17 protein-coding genes and 3 tRNA genes are annotated in these 21,778 nt (G+C 66.9%); 17 read left to right on the plus strand and 3 right to left on the minus strand.

Annotated elements, in window-relative coordinates:
* The first annotated feature begins 169 nt into the window (after positions 1-169).
* Positions 170-1,252: a phosphotransferase enzyme family protein gene (locus Pla123a_RS21205; RefSeq protein WP_146590731.1), complete on the plus strand. Its 1,083-nt coding sequence runs from the start codon at positions 170-172 to the stop codon at positions 1,250-1,252.
* 183 nt (positions 1,253-1,435) lie between these two features.
* Positions 1,436-3,457 (plus strand): protein-disulfide reductase DsbD family protein, encoded by a 2,022-nt coding sequence (locus Pla123a_RS21210; RefSeq protein ID WP_146590733.1) that lies wholly within the window; start codon positions 1,436-1,438, stop codon positions 3,455-3,457.
* Between the two features lie 122 nt (positions 3,458-3,579).
* Here Pla123a_RS21210 and purM read toward each other — a convergent pair whose 3' ends face one another.
* Entirely contained in the window at positions 3,580-4,617 is a 1,038-nt protein-coding gene (gene purM, locus Pla123a_RS21215) for a phosphoribosylformylglycinamidine cyclo-ligase (RefSeq protein ID WP_146590735.1), read from the minus strand.
* 304 nt (positions 4,618-4,921) lie between these two features.
* Here purM and glgX point away from each other — a divergent pair, with 304 nt between their 5' ends.
* The 3 genes from glgX to Pla123a_RS21230 all read left to right on the plus strand — a co-directional run bounded on the left by glgX (position 4,922) and on the right by Pla123a_RS21230 (position 8,646).
* Entirely contained in the window at positions 4,922-7,039 is a 2,118-nt protein-coding gene (gene glgX / locus Pla123a_RS21220; protein WP_231956582.1) for a glycogen debranching protein GlgX, read from the plus strand.
* 150 nt (positions 7,040-7,189) lie between these two features.
* Positions 7,190-8,440 carry a precorrin-6y C5,15-methyltransferase (decarboxylating) subunit CbiE gene (cbiE, locus tag Pla123a_RS21225; protein ID WP_231956583.1) on the plus strand — a complete coding sequence of 417 codons (1,251 nt, stop codon included), beginning with the start codon at positions 7,190-7,192 and terminating at the stop codon, positions 8,438-8,440.
* 117 nt (positions 8,441-8,557) lie between these two features.
* Positions 8,558-8,646: transfer RNA gene (locus Pla123a_RS21230), tRNA-Ser, on the plus strand.
* 227 nt (positions 8,647-8,873) lie between these two features.
* Here Pla123a_RS21230 and Pla123a_RS21235 read toward each other — a convergent pair.
* Positions 8,874-8,947: transfer RNA gene (locus Pla123a_RS21235), tRNA-Ile, on the minus strand.
* Positions 8,948-9,155: 208 nt separating this feature from the next.
* Between Pla123a_RS21235 and Pla123a_RS21240 the strand changes: the two genes are divergently transcribed.
* Entirely contained in the window at positions 9,156-11,039 is a 1,884-nt protein-coding gene (locus tag Pla123a_RS21240; RefSeq protein ID WP_146590739.1) for a TlpA disulfide reductase family protein, read from the plus strand.
* A 15-nt stretch (positions 11,040-11,054) separates the two neighbouring features.
* On the opposite strand, the gene Pla123a_RS21245 is transcribed toward Pla123a_RS21240, so the two are convergent.
* On the minus strand, positions 11,055-11,234 hold the full coding sequence (locus Pla123a_RS21245) for a hypothetical protein (RefSeq protein WP_146590741.1): 180 nt from the start codon (positions 11,232-11,234) through the stop codon (positions 11,055-11,057).
* Between the two features lie 882 nt (positions 11,235-12,116).
* Here Pla123a_RS21245 and Pla123a_RS21250 point away from each other — a divergent pair.
* The 11 genes from Pla123a_RS21250 (at position 12,117) to Pla123a_RS21300 (ending at position 21,136) form a co-directional block, all read left to right on the plus strand.
* Positions 12,117-12,416 (plus strand): hypothetical protein, encoded by a 300-nt coding sequence (locus Pla123a_RS21250; RefSeq protein ID WP_146590743.1) that lies wholly within the window; start codon positions 12,117-12,119, stop codon positions 12,414-12,416.
* 291 nt (positions 12,417-12,707) lie between these two features.
* On the plus strand, positions 12,708-13,478 hold the full coding sequence (locus tag Pla123a_RS21255; protein ID WP_197528169.1) for a BON domain-containing protein: 771 nt from the start codon (positions 12,708-12,710) through the stop codon (positions 13,476-13,478).
* 377 nt (positions 13,479-13,855) lie between these two features.
* The gene (locus Pla123a_RS21260) at positions 13,856-14,449 is read left to right on the plus strand and encodes a hypothetical protein (RefSeq protein WP_146590746.1); all 594 of its coding nucleotides are present in this window, start codon (positions 13,856-13,858) and stop codon (positions 14,447-14,449) included.
* Positions 14,450-14,560: 111 nt separating this feature from the next.
* Positions 14,561-15,334: a MotA/TolQ/ExbB proton channel family protein gene (locus Pla123a_RS21265; RefSeq protein WP_146590748.1), complete on the plus strand. Its 774-nt coding sequence runs from the start codon at positions 14,561-14,563 to the stop codon at positions 15,332-15,334.
* Positions 15,335-15,364: 30 nt separating this feature from the next.
* Positions 15,365-15,796, plus strand: a complete 432-nt coding sequence (locus tag Pla123a_RS21270; RefSeq protein WP_146590750.1) for an ExbD/TolR family protein — start codon at positions 15,365-15,367, stop codon at positions 15,794-15,796.
* Between the two features lie 119 nt (positions 15,797-15,915).
* Positions 15,916-17,787, plus strand: a complete 1,872-nt coding sequence (locus tag Pla123a_RS21275) for a hypothetical protein (protein ID WP_146590752.1) — start codon at positions 15,916-15,918, stop codon at positions 17,785-17,787.
* 115 nt (positions 17,788-17,902) lie between these two features.
* Positions 17,903-18,064 carry a twin-arginine translocase TatA/TatE family subunit gene (gene tatA / locus Pla123a_RS21280; protein ID WP_146590754.1) on the plus strand — a complete coding sequence of 54 codons (162 nt, stop codon included), beginning with the start codon at positions 17,903-17,905 and terminating at the stop codon, positions 18,062-18,064.
* 115 nt (positions 18,065-18,179) lie between these two features.
* Positions 18,180-18,479 (plus strand): Sec-independent protein translocase subunit TatA/TatB, encoded by a 300-nt coding sequence (locus Pla123a_RS21285; protein WP_146590756.1) that lies wholly within the window; start codon positions 18,180-18,182, stop codon positions 18,477-18,479.
* Between the two features lie 85 nt (positions 18,480-18,564).
* A tRNA-Val gene (locus Pla123a_RS21290) sits at positions 18,565-18,638 on the plus strand.
* Positions 18,639-18,761: 123 nt separating this feature from the next.
* The gene (locus Pla123a_RS21295) at positions 18,762-19,532 is read left to right on the plus strand and encodes a hypothetical protein (protein ID WP_146590758.1); all 771 of its coding nucleotides are present in this window, start codon (positions 18,762-18,764) and stop codon (positions 19,530-19,532) included.
* Positions 19,442-21,136 carry a YfjI family protein gene (locus Pla123a_RS21300; protein ID WP_146590760.1) on the plus strand — a complete coding sequence of 565 codons (1,695 nt, stop codon included), beginning with the start codon at positions 19,442-19,444 and terminating at the stop codon, positions 21,134-21,136. Before Pla123a_RS21295 ends, Pla123a_RS21300 begins: the two co-directional genes overlap by 91 nt.
* Positions 21,137-21,778 lie beyond the last annotated feature (642 nt).

Below are 21,778 nucleotides of genomic sequence, written 5' to 3' on the forward strand. Positions count from 1 at the left end.
GGGAGGGGACGCGGCCATGGCGCCCAAGCGGATTGGTCCGTAAATATACCCCATTCTTCCCGTTTTGTTCTGCCGGCTGGCAAAATGCCTAGCGTGAGCTAGGGGCCGGCGAGGCCTTTACCACCGCGGGCCGACCCAGCCTTCGCCATCCACTAATTGAGCGGCGCGAATGCGCGACACTTGGGCGCACCCCGACAGCCACGACAACCAGCAAGCCGCCGACGTGCTGCGCCGCTATTCTTACGCCGAATCGCCCCTGATGTTCGCACCGCAGCCCCTGCTGCGGGCGGTGGGCTCCCTCGGCGGGCTGAGTGGAGCAAGGTTCTGGAGAGTCACCCTCGGGGGCCAGCCGCGGCTGCTCCGGAAGTGGCCTGCCCACGTTTCGGCAGCGTGGCTGAGCGAGCTTCACGCCCTGCTACGGCACGTTAACGCCGTCGGGATCCAGGAGGCGCCGGCGCCCCTGGCAGACGCGAGCGGAAGCACCGTTGTCGCCCACGCCGGACACAGTTGGGAGCTGAACGACTGGTTGCCAGGATCTCCAATCGAAGAGGTCCTGCCCAACGCGACTGCCCAAGCCGCCCGGCCCGGCATCGCCGCTGGCGCCGCCGCCCTAGCCCGATTCCACGAGGCGTGCGTCGCGTACCCTAATCGCCCGGGGTCCCTCGGGTCGCCGAACGCGGTCCGAAAACGCCAGCAGGCCCTGCAAGAACTAGCGGCCGGCCCTCCTACCGCACCGCCGCCTGACGGCGAACACCTCGTGACTCAGCACGATTCCGCGGCAATACTTGCCCGCCTGCAATCGCTGGGCCCTCGGATGCTGAGGCAGGTTGCCGCTGTCAGCGACCAGCCGACCCGGCTGCAGATGATCCACGGCGACGCGCGAAGGGAGCACCTCCTGCTGAGTAACGGCCGCGTAACAGGCCTGATCGACTTTGGAGCGGTCACCTACGACACGCCGCTGGTCGACCTCGCCCGGTGGCTGGGAGAAACCTGCTCGGAATGCCCCGCCGCGTGGGCCGACGGGCTGGCGGCGTACCACGCGCTGCGTCCGCTCACCGACCTCGAACGGCGCCTGACGCCGTTGCTGGCGGTTTCGGGTACCCTCATCGCCGCCAGCAATTGGCTGCGTTGGTCCGCAGAACCGTCGATGAATTTAGGTAGTCGAGCGGCCCCCCAGGCCCGCATCCAGCAGCTCGCCAGGCGGCTGGAGTTGATTGCCAGCGGGCGGCACGCGGCTCAGATTGTCGACTAAATCGTGAATGTAAGCCGGCTTACGCTGCGGGCCCCGGCTCCTCGGGCCCCGAGCCAATTCGGTCGATGGGACGTACAGAACCGTGTTTGTTCGGGCGCGCCCGTGCGATAAAATGCCCGGCCAGGACCCCGCCGAAGGAATCGAGCGGGGCCGGCCCACCGGAAGTACTCAAGGAACCGCCACGTGGCTCGCACTGCGTCCTCAATCCGCTTTCTCATCGTGATCGCTCTGGCGAGCGTCTTCGCGCACGCGGCCACCCCGCTCCCGGCCAGCGGCCAGGGGTTCCTCGACCAATTCCAGAACAACAGCTTTGGGGGCTCCGCAGGCTTCGGCGCCAACGCCGACGAGCCGGTGTCGGTGAGCTCGCAGTTCACGCCAGCCACCGCCGACCGCCCCGCCGTGCTCATGGTGACTGCCAAGATCGGCCCGGGCTGGCACGTCTACTCGCAGGAGCAGGGCAAGCTGCCAAGCGGGCTCGGCCCGCAGAAGACGACGCTCAAGCTGGCGGAGTCGCCTGAGTATCGATTGCTCGGCGGCTTCCGCGAGTTCCCCCTGCCCCACGAGCGGCTCGACACGGTCGTGTTCGAGGGCCTCATGCTCAAAGAACACGAGAACAAGGTGACGTGGTACGCCCCGATAGCGTTCGCCGACGGCGTCGACCCGGCCTCGGCAACGGTCAACGCGAAGCTCGACCTGCAGGCGTGCCACGACCAGCAGGGCTGCGTGCCGCAGAGCTTCGAGATCACCGCGCAGCTAGGCGACGGCGTGCCGATTGGCGAACTCGACACGACTGCTCCGTCCGCCATTGCAGCAACGCCCGACCCGTCATCGCCGTCGCCGACGCCGCCTTCTAAGAGCGTGACCCCGGCCGAGCTCGCCGCGGCGGGGGCCGCCGCGGAGCCGTACAAACTGAGTGAGGTGCGGTTCCCAGAACAACCCGGCTCCGATTCGTTGCTCCGCAACCTGGTGCTGGCGTTTGGTGGCGGGCTGATCCTGAACCTAATGCCGTGCGTGCTGCCGGTGATCGGTCTGAAGGTGATGAGCTTTGTGCAGCAGGCCGGCTTCAGCCGCGCCAAGGCGTTCGAACTTAACCTGTGGTACTCGCTCGGAATTATTTCGGTGTTCTGGATCCTCGGGCTGCTCGCAATCTTTGCCGGCCTGTCGTGGGGCAAGCAATTCAGCAGCGTCGGATTCAACCTGGTGATGGCGTCGATCGTGTTCGCGATGGCGCTAAGCCTGCTGGGAGTGTGGGAGATCCACGTGCCGAGCGTCGTGGGCCGGGGCTCTACCCACCAGGCGGTCGCCGGCGAGGGCCGCTCCGCCGCGTACTTCAAGGGCGTGCTAACCACCATGCTGGCGACCCCTTGCACCGGGCCCGGGATGGCGGTAGCGCTCGGCTGGGCGGTCCGCCAGTCGGGGCCCACGATCATGCTGGTGTTCACCGTGCTGGGCCTCGGCATGGCGTTCCCGTACCTGCTGATCGGCGCCTTCCCGAAGCTGGTCAACTTCCTGCCGCGGCCGGGCGAGTGGATGGTGACCTTCAAGCAGCTGATGGGGTTCGTGCTGCTGAGCACCGTGATCTTCCTGCTGTCGCTGGTCCCGAGCAACTATCTTTTGCCGTCGCTCTGCCTGCTGACCTCAATCGGGCTGGCGTGCTGGGTCTACTCGAAGATGCAAATCGGCGCCCCGATCGGCGAGCACACGCAGACCATCGCGCTGAGCGGCGCCATTGTGGCGGCCGGCGCCGTGTTCGCCTTCGCCTGGCTGGCGCCCGTGCTGTCCGACGAGAGCGAGGAGTGGCAGGCGTTCTCGCTCGCCAAGCTGAACCAGGTCGCTGTGGAGGAAGGCAAGACCGTGCTTGTCGACTTCGGCGCCGACTGGTGCGCCAACTGCCAGGTGCTTGAGAAGACTGTGCTGCACACGCCGCCGGTCGAGCAGGCGATCAAGACGAACCGGATCGTGACGATGTTTGCCGACAACACCAAGTACCCGCCCGAGATCGAGCAGACCCTCAAGGCGCTCCGCAGCAACGGCGTGCCGGTGATTGCCATCTTCCCGGGCGGTGCTCCGTACGAGCCGATTGTCTTCCGCGGCATTTACACTCAGGGCGACCTGACCGCGGCCATCGAAGAGGCCAAGACCCGTAAGCCAACCTCCGTGGCGAGTTCCACGCCCGACCGGCCGATCGCAACCGCGGCCCACTGAGCGAGTCGACCCCGGACGAAGGTCGCGTTCTCGGGGTCGGTGATGATCGAGATCGCGAGGCACAGGCGGCGGCTGCACGGACGGAGCTCCAGCGTCAGGCCCCCAGGCACGGCAACCGATCGCTAGGACGTAATTCGCCCGATCGCCCAGCTCTCTAGCCCCTGGTCGGCCAGCTGACTCCGAACGCTGTCGGCGTAGTAGTCGCTGACGATCAGCGCCAGGCCGACGCCCATGTTGAACACGCGGGCCATCTCGTCGGCGTCGACCGAGCCGAGCCGCTGCAGCCAGGAGAAAACGGGCGGGACCGCCCAGGTGTCCGGTTCGATCTCGAGTTTTGCGCCGGCCGGCAGCACCCGCTCGATGTTCTCTTGCAGCCCGCCGCCGGTGATGTGGGCGATGCCGTGCACTACCTGCTTCTTGCGGTAGTGGCTCAGCACGCTGCGGACCGGCCGCACGTACAGGCGGGTCGGCTTCAGCAGCTCTTCGCCAACCGTGCAGCCAAGCTCGTCGACGTGGTCGTCGACCTTTAGGCCGGCGATGTCGAACGCGATCTTCCGCACCAGGCTGAAGCCGTTGGAGTGGAGGCCGCTCGACGCGACGCCCAGCACAACGTCGCCCGGCGCGATCGCCTTGCCGTCAATTAGTTTGGCGCGGTCGACCACGCCGACGCAGAAACCTGCCAGGTCGTAGTCGCCGCGGGCGTAGAGGTCGGGCATGATGGCGGTCTCGCCGCCGATCAGGCTGCAGTCGGTCTCTTCGCAGCCACGGCTGATCCCCTCGACCACGTCGGCCAGCCGCTCGGGGTCGTCGTGGCTCATGGCGATGTAGTCGAGGAAGAACAGCGGCTCGGCGCCGGTGCAGAGGGCGTCGTTAACGCACATCGCGACCAGGTCGATGCCGACCGTGTTGTGCACCCCGGCCAGCTGGGCCGCCTTGAGCTTGGTGCCGACGCCGTCCGTGCAGGCGACCAGGACTGGGTCCTGATAGTTGCGGGCGAAAAGCTTGCCAGCAAAATCGAGCTGAAATAGTCCCGCAAAGCCACCGTCCGCGGGCAGCACCCGCGGGCTGCGGGTGCGGTTCATCAGCGCCGGCAGGCGGGCCATCGACTGCTGGTAGAGTTCCAGGTCGACGCCAGAATCTTTGTAAGTTGCTTTCTGCATTCGCCTTAGCGTCCGTTTCGCGGTCAGGAAACGGGATTCTAGAGGGCCCCCCCGCCCGCTGTCAAAGGGCCGCCAAGCAGCTGCCGATCCTGCTGCCTGTTTCGATAACGACCACCCGCCTGCGTAATCTGCAGAAGTCTTACCGGCTAGGCCGATTCTTACTTGGGAAGAAGTCGGCTACTATTTGGCGGGTGCTGGAGGTCTCCCTTGGCTTTTGACGAAGGTCAGAACACACCTCCCTCTTCAGGCTGGCGGCTGTGGGGAGTTTGTTGTTAGCAGGCTTCGTACCCTCGACGAGAACACCATGACGCGTACGTCCCAGACCCCGACCTCCCGCAAGCCTTCCGCCGACCCGTTGATGCCCCAGCCCAAGCCCATCCTGCAGTTCAACTACCCGCTCCCCTACGGCGCCGTCGTGCGCGACGGCGGCGTCCAGTTCGCCATCTACAGCAAGTCCGCCACGTCGATGCGGGTGCTGCTGTACAACCGGGTCACCGACTCCGAGCCGAGCCGCAGCATCGAGTTCGACCCGCAGACCGACCGCTGGGGCGACATCTGGAGCATCTTTGTGCCCGAGCTGCCGATCGGGTCGCTCTACCACTTCCAGGCCGACGGGCCGTTCGCGCCCGAGCAGGGTCACCGGTTCGACGGCCACGCGCGGCTGATCGACCCGTACGCGCGGGCGCTGGCCGGCAAGTTCCAGCCCGGCCAGGACGGCATCGTCCGTCCGCCAAAGTGCGTCGTGGTCGACGACCACTTCGACTGGCAGGGCGACCGGCACCTCAAGCGCCCGCTCAGCGAAACCATCATCTACGAGATGCACGTCCGGGGCTTCACCAAGAGCTCGACCAGTGACGTCGACCACCCGGGGACCTACCTCGGCGTGATCGAGAAGATCCCGTACCTGAAGTCGCTCGGCGTGACGGCGGTCGAGCTGATGCCGGTCCACGAGTTCCCGACCGAAGAGAGCAACGGCAGCAAGAGCGAGCGGCCGAACTACTGGGGCTACGACCCGATGGCGTTCTTCGCCCCCCACCGCGGCTACGCCTACGGCAACAAGCCGGGCGCCCAGGTGCGGCAGTTCAAGGAGATGGTCCGCGAGCTCCACGCGGCGGGCATCGAGGTGATCCTGGACGTCGTGTTCAACCACACGTCCGAGGGGAACGAGCACGGCCCGACCTTCACCTTCAAGGGCCTGGAGAACAGCGTCTACTACATGCTGAACCAGGACGGGAGCTACAAAAACTACTCCGGCTGCGGCAACACGGTCAACAGCAACCACCCGATCGCGCGGGAGATGATTTTCCACTGCCTGCGGCACTGGGTCTACAACTACCACATCGACGGCTTCCGCTTCGACCTGGCGAGCATCCTGCACCGCAACCGGCACGGCGACCTGGTGCCCAACCCGCCGCTGGTGGAGTACATCGCCGAGGACCCAATGCTGGCCGACACCAAGATCATCGCCGAGGCGTGGGACGCAGCCGGCGCGTACCAGGTCGGATCGTTCGCGAACCACCGCTGGGCGGAGTGGAACGGCGCGTACCGCGACAACATCCGCCGCTACTGGCGGGGCGACAACGGCATGACCGGCGCCATGGCGACCCGCCTGTCCGGCTCCAGCGACCTCTACCAGCCGAGCGGCAAGAACCCGTACCACAGCATCAACTTCGTCACCTCGCACGACGGCTACACGCTCAACGACCTCGTCAGCTACGAGCGTAAGCACAACATGGCCAACGGCGAGGAAAACCGCGACGGCGACAACAACAACTACAGCTCCAACTACGGCATCGAGGGACCGACCCGCCGGGTCGCGATCCAGGAGCTGCGGGTCCGCCAGGTGAAGAACATGCTCGCCACGCTGCTCCTCAGCCAGGGCACCCCGATGATCGTCTCGGGCGACGAGGTGCTCCGCACGCAGCGCGGCAACAACAACGCCTACTGCCAAGACAACGCCACGAGCTGGTTCGACTGGCGGCTGGTCTCACGCAACACCGAGATGCTCCGCTTCGTCGAGGCCCTCACCGCGTTCCGCGTCCACCAGCCGACGCTCCGCCGCGAGGCGTTCCTGACCGGCACCGCCGAACGCCCCAACGACCTGCCGGACGTCAGCTGGTACGGCACCGACGGCGAGGTGATCGACTGGCAGAGCGCCTACCACAGCATGACCTGCCTGCTCGGCACCAGCTGGCTGCGGGACCGCAACGCCCGCTGCGTGATGATCCTGATGCACGCGGGCGGCAGCCCCCAGAACTTCATGGCCCCGCCGGCGGCCGAGAAGTTCAAGTGGCGGCTGTTCATCGACACCGCCAAGCCGTCGCCGAAGGACATCTACCCGGGCGCTACGGGTCCGGTGCTGATCAACGGCGAGCCGATCGAGCTCGACCACCACTCGCTGCGGTGCTACGTAGCGGTGTAGCCAGGCGGCGGCAGGCCAAACGCGTCGCGGAGGCGTGTCCCCGAGGGACTGGCCGGCGGCCGGTGACGGTGTTAATTTGCCATGGTTGGGCGGGACGCGTTCGTCGCGGGCCGCCCCATCCACGCCAGGCCAGCAACACCAGGGACCGCAGTGCCGCAGACCTCAGAGAAAATTGCCGTTATCGGGATCGGGGACGACGGGATCGGCGCCGCCTCGCCCACCGTGCGTCAGCGGATCCTCGACGCGCAGCTCGTGCTCGGCTCCGACCGGGCACTGAAGCTCCTGCCGGAGGAGTGTCAGGCCGAGCGGCGCGTGCTCTCGGCCGACCTCGAGGACGTCGCGGCGCAGCTCGAGTCGGTCGGCTCCCGCCGGGCGGTGGTGCTGATCTTCGGCGACCCGATGTTCTACGGCCTGGCGCGGTACGTCACGGAGAAGATCGGCAAGGACCGATTCGACGTCGTGCCGCACGTCAGCAGCATGCAGTTGGCGTTCGCCCGGGTGATGGAGAGCTGGGACGAGGCCTACCTGACCAACCTGGCTAATCACCCCCTCGAAGCGATCCTCGAGCGGATCCGCACCGCCCAGAAGGTCGGACTGTTCACCTCGCCCGCCCAACCGCCCAACAGGGTCGCCGAGGCGCTGCTGGCCAAGGGCATCGACTACTTCCACGCCTACGTCTGCGAGAACCTGGGCGCCCGCGACGAGCGGGTCACACGGGGCACGCTCGACGAGATCGCCGCCCAGACGTTCGCCTCGCTCAACGTGATGATCCTGGTCCGCCAGCCCAACGCGCCGGACCGCCCCCGCGACGCCATCGGCCGGCGGCTGTTCGGCAACCCCGACGAGGCGTTCCTGCACTCCAAACCGAAGCAAGGCCTGACCACCTCCGCCGAGGTCCGCGCGTTGGCGCTCGCCCAGATGGACATCGCCGCGGGCAGCATCGTCTGGGACATCGGCGCCGGCAGCGGCTCGGTCAGCATCGAGGCGGCCCAGATCGCCCGCGACGGCGCCGCCTACGCCGTCGAAATGGACCCGGAGGACCACGGCCTGATCAAGCAGAACGCCGAGCGGTTTGACGTCGGCAACCTGATCGCTGTGCTCGGCAAGGCGCCCGACGCCTTTAACGACCTCCCCGATCCCGACGCGGTGTTCATCGCCGGCGGCGGACGCGAGGTGGCCCGCATCTGCACGGCGGCCTTCGAGCGGCTGCGGCCGGGCGGCCGCCTGGTGGTGAACCTGATCGCCATCAACAACCTGGCCGAGCTGTACGAGCAGATGGGCGCGGCCAGCCACAACTGCCGCGTGATGATGGTCAATATCTCCGAGGGCGCCGACCAGCTGGGGCGGCTGTCGTTCGAATCGCTGAAACCAAGCTTCCTGCTCAGTGTCGTGAAGCCGTAGGGGCGCCCTGCGGACGGCCTGATCCGAACCATCAGGACCCGCCAGGGGTCCCCTCTTGAGGGGCGGTCAGCAGGACTTTCCAAGGTTGTGAGGATTCCCTACAATCAGTGTTCCTCAGGAGAGGTGGCTGAGTGGTCGAAAGCACCGGTTTGCTAAATCGGCGTACGGGTCAAACTGTACCGCAGGTTCGAATCCTGTCCTCTCCGCTCTGGAGTGATCCAGCAGAATCGATCAAGGCGTGCGGCCAACGGCCGCACGCCTTTTTTGTGCACTGAGTTCCTCCCGCAGTGCGTCGCCGTCGGTTGCGGCGTTCCCAAAGGCGCCGCGTCGAGACCCCAAAAGCGCCGCGCCAAGCCGAAAGCGTCGCGGGTCGAATGGGTCGATTCCACAAAAAAAGCCGCGACCAAACTAGTGGTCGCGGCTTTCTGCGTAGTGGGCGTGCCAAGACTCGAACTTGGGACCTCAGCCTTATCAGGGCTGCGCTCTAACCAACTGAGCTACACGCCCCCGGTCGGGGCGTCGCCCGAACGAGACTCGCTATTTTAGGGCCTGCTGGCAGGCTGTCAAACGCAAATGTGGCGTGCGGGCTAGCATTTTTCTAGCCGGAATCGGCCTGTACGCGGTCGGGCAATGTCGGAATAATCCGCCCCCGCTGACTCCCGCTCCGGCCCCCGGCCGGCGCGTCTCCCTACACCGAAAGACCAGGGACGCACGGATGCCCCACGCCCCCCTCCGTATCGGCGCCACCGCCGCCTTGCTGCTTGCCGCCTCGTCGCCGCTGACTGCTGCGCCGCCCACGCCCGAGCTGGCGCTGTCGATCAGCCCGCTGCACACCGTGGACTACGATCAGCCGACCAAGGACGAGATCAAGGCCTGCAAGGTCGAGCCGGAAAAGGTTGGTTCCGCCAGCTCGTGGGTGGTCCGCACGGCAGACGGCAAGCTGCTCCGCAGGTTCTCCGACACCAACGGTGACAACCAGCCCGACGCCTGGTGCTACTTCAAGGACGGCCTGGAGGTCTACCGCGACGTCGACACCAACTTCGACCGCAAGGCGGACCAGCACCGCTGGTTCAACACCGGCGGCATGAAGTGGGGCGTCGACAAGAACCAGGACCAGGCCATCGACTACTGGAAGCGGATCTCGCCCCAAGAGATTGGCGAGGAGCTGGTCGAGGCGATCAAGACCAAGGACCAGGCCGCGTTCGAGCGGCTGCTGCTCAGCGAAGCGGAACTGCGTTCGCTCGAGGTCTCGCCGACGCTCCGGGCGCAGTTTGCGCGCCGCGTGCAAGAGGCCGCCAAGTCGTTTGGCGAGCTGGCAACGCGTCAGCAGACGCTCTCGGCGAGCAGCCGCTATATCGATTTCGGAGCGGCCCGGCCCGGCGCCATCCCCGTGCCCCCCGGCGAGGACGGCCCCGAGGCGATTGTCTACGAGGGGGCCTCGGCGCTGGTCGAAACCAACGGCAAGAGCGAGCAGCTGCAGCTCGGCGTGCTGATCCAGGCCGGCGAAGCCTGGCGGCTGGTCGACGCCCCGCAGATCGGCGGCGAAAACGTCGAGCTGTCGGGCGTGTTCGCCCTCAGCCGCTACTCCTCGACCAACCCGTCTGCCGCGGCGCCGCCGTCGGACAAGGTACAGGAGCTGATGGAAGGACTCGAGAAGCTCGACGCCCGCCGCGCGGGCCTGCCGCCACAGGAAGCGGCCAAGCTGATCGATCAGCGTGAAGAGCTGCTGCTGCAGCTTGTCCAGGCGACCGACGACCCGCAGCTCCGCGAGCAGTGGTTCACCCAGCTGGCCGACATGTACAGCTCGGCCGCAATGGAGGGAGCCTACCCCAAGGGCGTGGAACGCCTGGATCAGCTCGGGAAGCTGCTAGTCAAAGAGAAGGCCAGCAGCGAGGTCACGGCGCACATCGCGTACCTGCGGATCTGGACGGACTGGATCCTGCAGAGCCAGAACCCGAAGCTCGACTTCGCAAGAGTTCAGGACAACTGGGTCAAGCAGCTGCAGTCGTTTGCTAAGCAGAACCGCGGGACCGCCGACGCCGCCGAGGCGTGCCTGCAGCTCGGCATGACGCTTGAGTTCGCCGGCGAGACCGACGAGTCGCTCGAATGGTACGAGACCCTTGCCAAAGAATACGCCGGCACGCCGCGTGGCGAAAAGGGCCGCGGCGCGGTGCGTCGCCTCAACTCGGTTGGCAAGCAGATCTCGCTCAGCGGGCCGACGCTCGACGGCCGCTCAATCGACCTCAAGCAGCTCCGCGGCAAGCACGTGCTGATCCAGTACTGGGCCACCTGGTACCCGTCCAACAAGACCGAGATGGCCGTGATCAACCAGGCCCTTTCGAAGTACGCCAAGTCCGGCTTCACGGTGCTCGGCGTCAACCTCGACAGCTCGCCCGCCGACGCCAAGGCCTACCTGGCAGAGAACCGTTACCCCTGGCCCAATATCTACGACCAGGACGGGCTCGAGGGGCGGCTCGCTACCGAGATGGGCGTGATGACGCCCCCGCTGATGATCCTTGTCAATGACAAGGGCGAGGTGGTTAACCGGAACGTCCACGTGTCGGAGCTCGACGCCGAGCTCAAACGCGTGCTCCGGTAGCAGGTCGGGCGGCGGTTAGAACGAACCCCGGCGGAGCTTGCGGCCGGCAAACCCAAGCGTTACGCGACGCTGGTTGCGGCGGCGGGGACGGTTGGCCCGATTGCGAGAATAGTCTTTCCGGCGGGGCTGGTCTTCGTAGCCGAGTCCCTCGCGGCTCTGTTCGTAAGCGAATTCAATATTTGCGTAGGTCAACATCGCGGTAGTCCTTGCGAAAGCTGCTGTCAGTAGCGGGCTCGTGAGTGTGGTTTCCGCAGAGGTTCTGCTCTGCTTCGGGAACCGCTTAATGCACCTCGCGTGCCAATTCCGCAAGCAATGCCGGACGCCAGGCCCGGCAGCGGCGAAAGCAGCGGAACCAGGAGCTTATTTCTCGAAATTCCTGCTCGCGTGCTCGGGCAACTGCCTGTGAGGGCGCCCGAGCGAGCCGACGTTGTCCCTCGGTTAGTGAACCTGAGCGGCGCCGCGAGAAAAGCCCGCGAGAAATGGCCGCTAGAAATGGCCGCTGCGCGATCTCCTACGCCCTTCGAGCGGCCGCTCCGGCCGGGGGCGGACGGTGTAAGTGGCGTCATTCGCCGCTGTAAACGCTTGCTGCCAATCGACTTCCGCGGCTCCACCAGAGTAGTGAGGCCGTTTCACCATTTTGGTGAAACGCGCCGCGGCCCCGGCGGCCGCAACTCGGGCGGCGCGGGCCTAGACCGCCGGCCAGTGCGTCGAGCCCCAAAGGGGTCGGACGCGTGGTGGTAGCGGGAAATTGCGGCCGCACCCGCCCGCAGCGGATCTTGGCAACGCACCGCATAGACTGCGGCGCAGGGTTTCAATCTCTGCACTCAGGGCGAATAAGGCAAAGGACGTGCCATGGTCCGCCGACCGGCACGCGAGGGTGGGGAGAACGGCCGTCAGAATCCGCACAAAGCTCGCATAGCGTCGTTGGCCGCGGCCCGCTACACTCCGCCTCGTCTGACGCAACCTAGCTCCCCCGCACTCTGCGTCGACCGACCCGCCTGTCCGAAGAGCGTTCGTCCCGCAAGATGCAGGGCGTTCGGCAGGCCGAAGGGGAATGGATTCCTCCGGAGATCTAGCATGGATTCGTTCGACACGCTGCCTTTGGCGGCGGGAGTCTCGTTGCACGCCGCCGGCGTGCTGGTTGCCTGCCTGAGCCGCCTCTCGTTCGGCTCGACGGTCAACCTTTTCCTCCGCGTTGCGTTGCTGGCGATGGCCGTGCTGATCAGCGGCCTGGCGATGCAGAGCGCCCACTACGGCTTCTCGAGCTGGGCATTCTCGGCCCTGACACTCGGGGCGATGGTCATCGTGGCGGTGCTCCACAGCCACCACGTCGAGCAGGACCCGGTGCTGTACCGCGTGGTTTCGGCCCGCCGGTAGCGGCCCGCTAGCACCCCGACGACGGCGCGGAAGCGCGGGTTGGGCAAGGTGCGCGCGTGGCGTCACCGACAAAACCGGAAAAAAGCTCCCCTTCGGCGCCATCGATAGCCGAAACACTTTCCCTAGCGGGAGTTGCCTTGGGGGGGCATCCAGGCCGTAGGGCCGTTTTCTCTCTCAGTGCATGCAAGCCGCTGGGTCTGACGCTCGCCAACTGGCGGCGCCAGCAGCCCAATCATCTGCAGCTTCACTACTGCGATGTCCGCAGTGAACGCATTGGTAAGGGGGAAGACAATGACCAGTCGTAACTGGGTAGCAATGGCGGCCGTGGCCGCGTTGTTGTGGCCGTCGCTTGCTGCGGCTGGCCCGCAAGAGAAGGCGATGGCCCAAAACATCGCCCAGTCTGTCAAGGACAGCGGCAAGCTCTCGAATTATCGCCTTGGGGTCTCGTTCAACGAGGGCGTCGCGACGCTGTCGGGGTCGGTCACCGATGCGGCTCAGGCCCGTCAGGCGGTGCGGATCGCCAAGAGCGTGCCGGGCGTCGAGAAGGTCGTGAACCAGCTGCAGCTTCCGCAGCAGGCGCAACCGGCCGGCTTCGAGTCGCCCAAAGAAGAAAAGTCGGGCGGGCTGCTGATGTCGCTCCGCGAGGTCAGCCAGCCGTCGGCGTCGCTCCCGATGCCGGCCCCGCAGCAGCCGCAGCTGCGTCCGACCAACAACTCCCCGATGCCGATGGGCCGCGGCCAGCTTCAGCCCGCCGCCTACCAGCAGGGTGTTCAGCAGGCCCAGTGCGCGGGTTGCCAGAACGGCGGCGGCTACGCTGCTGGCGGTGGCAGCGGCGCCGGCGGCTACGACAACCCAAACATGCCCGGCTACGCCTGGCCGAGCTACGCGGCGAGCCCGAACTACGCGGCCCTGACGTACCCCAAGCAGTACTCGCCCACCGCTTGGCCGTACATCGGCCCGTTCTATCCGTACCCGCAGGTCCCGCTGGGATGGCGTAAGGTCTGCCTGGAATGGGACGACGGCTGGTGGTTCCTGGACTTCAGCCACCACCAGTGCCAGTAACACCCCGGCGTTGCTAGCAACGAGAAACAACAAGCCGCCGGCGCCCTCGAGCGCCGGCGGCTTTTTTCGTAGGCGCTGGTTGGAGGGCGCCGGGCGCTGGTTCTTGGGTGGCCAGCACTGCCAACAATGCGAATTTGCCGGCATTCAAGGGACCCACAACGGCGCGGTACGCCCCTCGGTGAGGGCGTTCACTTGCGCCCAGCGCCCTCCAACCAGCGCCACACAATGTTTTTTCGGCACAATCCTATTTACCCGCAAGTTTTGCCCAGCCTGACTCGATACTTAAAACCAGCGATGGAAACAGCGGCGCAGGGAGCGTTGCTGAGCACGCCGCCTCAAGGCGGTTGGGCGTGGATTGAAGGAACGAGGTTTTTCCGATGACCAGCACCTTTACACTTTCGGGACCGCAGCGACTGGCCGTGGGGCTCTTGCTCGCCACGCTGTCGATGGGCTCGACCGGCTGCTTCTGGGGACTCACCACCATGGGCCCGAGCCTCGGCGTGCTCGCCGTGCCGACCCCTGTGAGCCCGTTCTATCAGAAGACCGCCGAAGACGACTTCTGGAACAAAGAGCGGTACGAGCGGGTGCCCATCCTGGGCCCGATCACCTCCGGCGGACCGCCGGTGGCGCTCGACCCGCCGAGCGACGACGAGATCATCCGCGCCCTCGAGAAGGCGCAGCCGGTTCAAGGCGGCATCCCGATGCTGTACGAGCGCAACCGCAACAACGTGCACATCGTGGTCTGCAAGATCTCCGACTACGTGGACCCGGTCCGGGTGTACCCGATGATCGGCCCCGCGCAGCAGCACCACGCCCACTACAAGTGCACCGTGTACTACGAGGACGTCCGCCGCGTTGGCTGGCCGGTGCCCCACACCCTGCGGGACGAAGACGCCCAAGAGGTGCTGTACATCGACCACAACCACCTGCACATGGTGGCCGGCGACACGGGCGAGTGCTCGAATTACTGATGCGGCCCCCGGCCTAACCACCGGGGACCAAAACCTTCCACGCCCGACGGGCCGGACGCATCCGCTGCTGGGCGTTGCGTCTGGTCCGTTTGCTTTGTTTCGAGGTCTGCTATGCCGCGCCTGACGCCTTGCCTGGGATGGATCGCCGCGTCGGCGTTGCTGGCGGCGGCGCGGGTCGCGGCCGCCCAAGAACCAGCCGCCGCCCAAGAGCCGGCCGCCGCCGAGGCCACGCAGAGCCTGTTCGACTTGTTTGTCGCCGGCGGCCTCCTGCTGTGGCCGATCGTCATCGCGTCGATCGTGATGCTGGTGGTCACGATCGAGCGGCTGGTTTCACTGCGGCGCAGCATCGTCGTGCCGGGGCCGTTCATCAAGTGCTTCCTGACGCAGATCCGCGAGGGCGAGTCGCAGGACGGGGCGCTCGTGATGTGCGAATCCGAAACGAGCCACATCGCCGAGGTCTTCGAGGCCGGCGTCCGCCGCTGGGGCAAGCCCGCGGTAGAGGTTGAGCAGGCGATCCTCGACGAGGGCGAACGCTCGGCCAACCGGCTCCGCCGCAACCTCCGCGTCATCAACGGCGTCGCGCAGGTCTGCCCGCTGCTCGGGCTCCTAGGCACGGTCGTCGGCATGATGAAGGCCTTCCAGCAGATCGCCGGCGCCGACGCCATGGGCCGGCCCGAGTCGCTTGCCGGCGGCATCAGCGAGGCCCTGCTCTCTACCGCCGCCGGGCTGAGCGTCGCGATCCCGGCGCTGATCCTCTACCTGCACTTTGTGGGGCGCGTCGACTCGCTCGTGATGGAGATCGACCGCCGCGGGCAGGAGCTTGTGCACCTGATCTCCGCCGAGGCGCTCAGCGACCGCCGCGGCAAACGCAAGAACGCCGCCTAGCAACGCAGCCGCCAGAACCGGTAGCCAACGATGCCGCTGAAAGTCACCCAAGACGAAAACCTCAACCTGAACCTCACGCCGATGATCGACGTGGTGTTCCTGCTGGTGATCTTCTTCATGGTGGCCACCAAGTTCTCCGAGTCCGAGCGGAACATCGAACTCGAGCTGCCGCAGGTCGCCGCCGCCGGCGACGCCGCCGCGCCCGCCAAGCCAAGGAACATCACAGTCACCGCCGATGGCGCGACGCTGCTCGACGGAGTCGAGGTCACGCTCGGGAAGCTCACGTCCACCCTCGCCGAGGCGGTCCGCACGACCTCGGATGTGCAGGTCGTCATCAACGGCGACGCCCGCACGCCGTTCCAAGCCGTGGCCGCCGCGCTGGCCGCCTGCCGCGAGGCGCGGGTCGAGGACCTCGGGATCACTGTGGAGCTGGCCGCCAAGGCGGGCGGGCGGCTCCGCTAACCACCGAAGCGCCTTCCGCCGCCCAGAAACTGAGGCCGACCAGCGGGAGGCCGGCCTCCCTGGCTGAGAGCCGTTAGTCCGCAACCCACTCACCAATCAGCCATCTAAGGGAGGACGTCGTGACGATCGCTCCGGTGATGGCTTGGATCGGCGGCGGCACGCTGCTGCCGATCTTGCTGTGGGGCTCGCTGGCGGTCAGCACCGCCGCGTTGCTGGTGATGATGCGCACCCGCTGGGGCCAGGAGCGACCGACGCACCGCTACGTGATGCTGTCGGTCATCGCGCACCTGCTCTTGATCTGCGTCGCGACCACCATCCGCTTTGCTTCGCTGCCGGCCGGCGACGGGCCCGGGCCGGTCAAGGTGCGGATCGTCATGCGAACGCCGGCGGACGACACGCCGGTCACGCCGCTAGAAAAGGAACCGCTGCCGGTCGAGCCAACGACGCAGGACGCCGAGGTGAAGCCGGCGCCCGCAGACCCCGAACCGGCGCCCGACGCTTCATCAGAGCCTGCGACCGAGCCGGAACCAGAACTGCCACTTGAACGCGCGCCCGAGCGGCCCGAGCCGAAACAGCCAACCGTCATTGAACCGGCGCAAGAGTCGCCTTCCAGGGTTGCCCCCGAGGCAGTGCCGCTGCTCCCGCCCGAGCTCTTGCAGCCAGCGCCGGCAGAGTCGGAACCGGTCGATCCGCCGACGAACGAGGCCAGCCCTCCCCTGCCCCAGCCGACAACACCGCAAACAGCCGAGCCCCCACAGCCGGCGCCCCAGCAGCCGGCCGCGCAGGAGATGGCGCCAATCGCCCCGCCGGTTCCCGCTGACCAACCACCGCCGACCACACAGCCCGTTTCACTGCCGCCGGCCAACACGGCGTTTGTCTCACGGGAAGGCGACGAACGCGTCCGCCGCATCCTCGAGGAGGGAGGCGACGCCTACACCGAAGACGCGGTCGCGGCGGCGCTCGCCTGGCTGGCGACCGCCCAGTCGCCCGACGGACGCTGGGACGCCGACCGCTGGTCGGCCGGCCGAGAGCGCGGCGCCGTGCTCGGCCACCCGCGGACGGGCGTTGGCATGAACGCCGACGCCGGCATGACCGGGCTGTCGTTGCTGGCGCTGATGGGCGCCGGCCAGTCCCACGACCAGGGTCCGTTCGCAAACATCATCCGTGACGGCCTGGCCTACCTCATCCGCAGCCAGGCGGCCGACGGCAACTTGTACGGCGAGGCCACGCTGTACGCCCAGACCTACTGCCACTCGATGGCGACCTTCGCCCTCGCCGAGGCGCTCGCCAGCACCAGCGACGAGCGTCTCCGCCCGGCGGTGGTCCGCGCTGTCCAGTTCTTAGAACGCCGCCAGGACCCACGCGGCGGCGGCTGGCGTTACCGCCCCGGCGACTCGGGCGACATGAGCCAGCTCGGCTGGATCGTGATGGCGCTCCGCAGCGCCGAGCTGGCCGACGTGCCGATCCAAGCCGAGACATGGGACGGCATCGAGCGGTTTGTTCGCTCCACTCAATGCGGGCAGCACCTCGGCCTGGCGGGCTACCGGCCGAACTCGCCACCGAGTCACAGCATGACCGCCGAGTCGCTCTACTGCCGGCAGATCCTCGGCCGGCCGATCCCGGGCACGGCCTCGGCGCAGGCGCTAGAGTACGTTTCTCAACAGCCGCCCGGCCGTGGCCAGGCCAACTACTACTCGTGGTACTACGGCACGCTGGCCCTGCACCACCACCGCCGTGTGTCGGCCGGTGCGGAGAACGCCTGGCGGGACTGGAACGATGCCCTGAAACGCACGCTAGTGAACTCCCAAGTGTCCGAAGGGGTCAACAAGGGGAGCTGGAGCCCGCACTCCGTCTGGGGGGGCTGCGGCGGCCGGGTCTACACGACTGCCCTGGCGACCATGTGCCTAGAGGTCTACTACCGCTACGACCCGGACGAACTGGTCCGCGACCCCTGGATCGCGGCCCGCCAGTTCCCCGGCGCCCTCCGCTAGACGTCCCGGCCGTTTGACTCGGGTGGACGGGCCAGTAGAATGGACTAACTCCGGCGGCCCGTAAGGTTTACGGCAAGCGCCCGAGTTTTCTGCCGTATCCGCGTGTGAGGCTCGTATGTTTACCCCAGGCCCGTTCCAGTTACTGATCGTGCTGCTGATTGTGCTGCTGCTGTTTGGCAGCCGCCTGCCCAGCGTCGCGCGGTCGCTCGGTCAAAGCCTGACCGAGTTCAAAAAGGGCGTGAAGGGCATCGAGGACAAGTCCGCGGACAAGGAATAGCCGCGTCGACTAACCACAGCAGACGCGGCCTGAGTTGTGGCGGCGGGCCAGCCGCGGCGTGACCAGCCGCACGGCTACCAGCGGTTTCATCAAGTTGCTGGCGGGAAACACCCCAATGGGAAGCACTCAAGTGGCGTTGGCGTTTATCGGTGGCATGGGCCACATGGAGATGCTGATCATTGGCGGCATCGCGGTGCTGCTGTTCGGCAACCGCCTCCCCTCGGTGGCGCGGTCGATGGGCCGCAGCCTAACCGAGTTTAAGAAGGGCATGAGCAGCGTCACCGACGAGTGGAACGACGCCGTCAAGAGCGAGCCCTACGACTCAATCCCGCACGACGACCGCGAGGCCCCGTCCGCCGGCGCCTTTGTCCCGCCTGACGCAGAGCACAACGACGACCGCGGCGCGTCCATCTAGGCCCCGCCGCGGCTCTAGCGGAACCCTTTTCGCCCGACCCGTCTGGCGAACCACCGCAGGCGTTGCTACAATCCCGTTCTCGAAAGGGCGATTAGCTCAGTTGGTTAGAGCGCTGTGTTCACACCGCAGAGGTCACAAGTTCGAGTCTTGTATCGCCCACTGCTTCTAAGTTACGCCGAATTAAGCGTATAAGTTACCTGCCGACGGTCGGCAGCGCGGCACTTCCCCAGAGCGCAAAACGGTACATACCGTTTTGCGATCCTCGATTAGGGAGTTCGCGCTATGCCACGCCTCAACCAGGCCGTCCCGAAGTACCGCAAACACCGCGCTAGCGGCCAAGCGGTCGTCACTCTCAGCGGGCAGGACCACTACCTCGGCCCGCACGGCACCAAGGCCAGCACCATCGAGTACGATCGGCTGATTGCCGAGTGGCTCGCTAATGGCCGTGAGTGCAGCCAGCCCCAGGCTGAGATCACCATCGCCGAGCTGTGCGTCCGGTACCTCAAATTCGCCAAGGGGTACTACGTCAAAGACGGCCGGTGCACCAAGGTCACCCCAGACATCAAGTGCGCGCTGAAGTACCTCCGCACGTGGTACGGCAAGAATTCGGCTGTCGAGTTCGGCCCGGTCCGCCTGCGGGCTCTGCGGCAGCGAATGGTCGACGACGGTCACAGCCGCCGCTACGTCAATGACCACTGCGACCGCATCAAGCGGATGTACAAATGGGCGGCGGGCGAGCAGCTAATCCCGGCCGACGCCTACCGCTGTCTGACGATGGTCGAGGGGCTCCGTCGGGGCCGAACTGAGGCCCGGGAGACGGCTCCGGTCATGCCCGTCGACGACGCCACGGTCGACGCCACGCCGCGCGGTCGATCGAGCTGGTCGCCACCTGCAGCGCCCATGGATCGAAGAGCGCCGCGCAGACCGACTGGTCGCCCCTGGCTGGCCACGACGTGGTGGTCGTGCCGGACAACGACAAACCGGGCGCGGAGTACGCCGAGGCCGTGGTGCGGCTGCTGGGGGGCCTCTCGCCTGCCCCCACGGTCCGCGTAGTGACGATCGATGCGTTGCCGGGTGGCGAGCCGATGCCGGTTGGCGGCGACCTGGTCGACTGGATCGAGGCCCACGGCGACGCCGCCACGCCCGAGGTGCTGGTCGCCAACCTCGAGGAGCTGGTCGCCGCCGCCGAGCCAGTCGACCTGACCGCCGGTCGCCCCCAGCCGCCCGCCGCCTACCTCCCGTTCCCGGTCGAGGAGCTGCCCGAGCCGGTGCGCGGTTTCGTGATTGCCGGCGCCAAGGCGATCGGTTGTGACCCGGCGTTCCTCGCGCTGCCGATGCTGACCGCGGTCGGCGCGGCGATCGGCACGACCCGCCGCGTGGAACTCAAACGCGGCTGGTCGGCGCCGCCGATCCTGTGGACCGCGGTGGTGGGCGAGAGTGGCACCAGCAAGACCCCGGCGTTCCGCCTGGTGATGGCGCCCGTGCGTGAGCTGCAGCGCCGGTACCTCGAGGAGCACGCCGCCCAAGAGAAGGCGTACCTTGAGGACGTAGCGTTTCACGAGAAGGCCCACGCCGAGTGGAAACGCGACAAGAAAACAACCGACGCGCCGCCGATCAAGCCCGAGCCGCCCCAGGCGACCCGCCTGGTGGTGGGCGACACCACGGTCGAGGCCCTCGCGCCGATCCTGCTGGCGAACCCGCGGGGCGTGCTGCTGGCTAGGGATGAGCTAGCCGGCTGGTTTGGATCATTCGATCGCTACAGCGGCGGCAAGGGCGGTTCCGACTCCGCACACTGGTTGAGCATGCACATCGCCGAGACCATCGTGGTCGATCGCAAGACCGGCGTCTCCCGGACCATCGTGGTCCCCGAGGCGGCCGTCTGGGTCACCGGCGGGATTCAACCGGCGGTCTTGCACCGTGCCCTCGGCGCTGAGCACCGCGACAGCGGCATGGCCGCCCGGTTGCTGCTGGCCCACCCACCGCGCATCGCCAAACGTTGGACCGAGGCCGACATTGATCCCCAGGCCGAACGCGACCTGGCCGAGCTGGTCGAGCATCTGTACAGCCTTGAGTACGATATCGACGACCAAGGCGTCGACGCCCCTGGAGTGCTGCCCCTCACGCCCGACGCCAAGGCGATCTACAAGCGGTTTTACAACCAGCACGCCCGTGAGCAGGCCGAGCTAACGGGCGACCTAGCCGCCGCGTGGTCGAAACTCGAGGAGTACGCCGCCCGGCTGGCCCTGGTGGTCCACCTGATCCGCTGGGCCGCCGGCGACCTTCCCGAGGACGGCAGCAGCGATAACACGGTCGACGCCGCGAGCATGGCCGCCGGCATCGCGCTGGTCGCCTGGTTCAAGCGCGAGGCCCGCCGGGTCTACCGCCAATTGAGCGAGTCCGACGACGACCGCCGCCTGCGTCAACTCGCCGAGTGGATCGAGCGCAAGGGCGGCAAGGTCACCGCCCGCGAGGTGCAGCAGGGCCGACGCGACTGCCCCACCGCCGCCGACGCCGAGGCGGTGCTCGAGGAGCTGGTCGCCGCGGGTTGGGGCGCGTGGTCGGTATCCGCCCCTACTGCCAAGGGCGGCCGACCGTCCCGCATTTTCGTGCTGTCTACGGCGTCTACGTCTACACAACCTCACAATTCCCGCGGTTAGGCAGGGTTTCGTAGACGTAGACAAGGAGGCGGTCGCGATGCGCGTCGTCGCCGTACAATCGGTGATGCCCTGGTTGGCGTCGCGTAGCCGCGGGGGATTATGGGGCGGTCCGCGTAGACCGTGGGGGAGGTCCGTTTCTAGGCGGCACGGCGTGGCAGACGGCAACTCAGCCCCGCTCGTTTTTCGGCGAAATTCGGGGGTTCGGGAATCTGGGCAAGCGATGCCCCCCAAAAAAACCTCCCAAGAAATGCACGCGGCTAGGGCTCCGTCTGCCGGCCTAGCCGAGCGGAGTACCACGGCCCCCCTCCCCGTACGCCAACTACGACGCCGCGTAGGTACTACCTGGCCCGTGACCCTCGGCCACCAAGGGGAACTGCCGCCGATTGCAAATCCGTCCCCGTCGACGCGGGGGCCGTAGTAGTAGAACCCCCCTTTTCCTGATTCGATATGCGAGGCGCATTCGATGGGCGGCGCCTGTAGGGGGCGCCAGTGGGCAGCGAGGACCCGACCGGCCAACTAGGTTCTTCCCGATGGCCCCCCGCGCGGGCTACGCCCCGGGTGATCGGGGAGTTTTTTCACACGCGGCGCCTTGAACACCGGTGGTGGTGGTTTTTCTATCGTTGCATTCAAGACCGCGAATCC

This window comes from Posidoniimonas polymericola, assembly GCF_007859935.1.
GTDB lineage: Bacteria > Planctomycetota > Planctomycetia > Pirellulales > Lacipirellulaceae > Posidoniimonas > Posidoniimonas polymericola.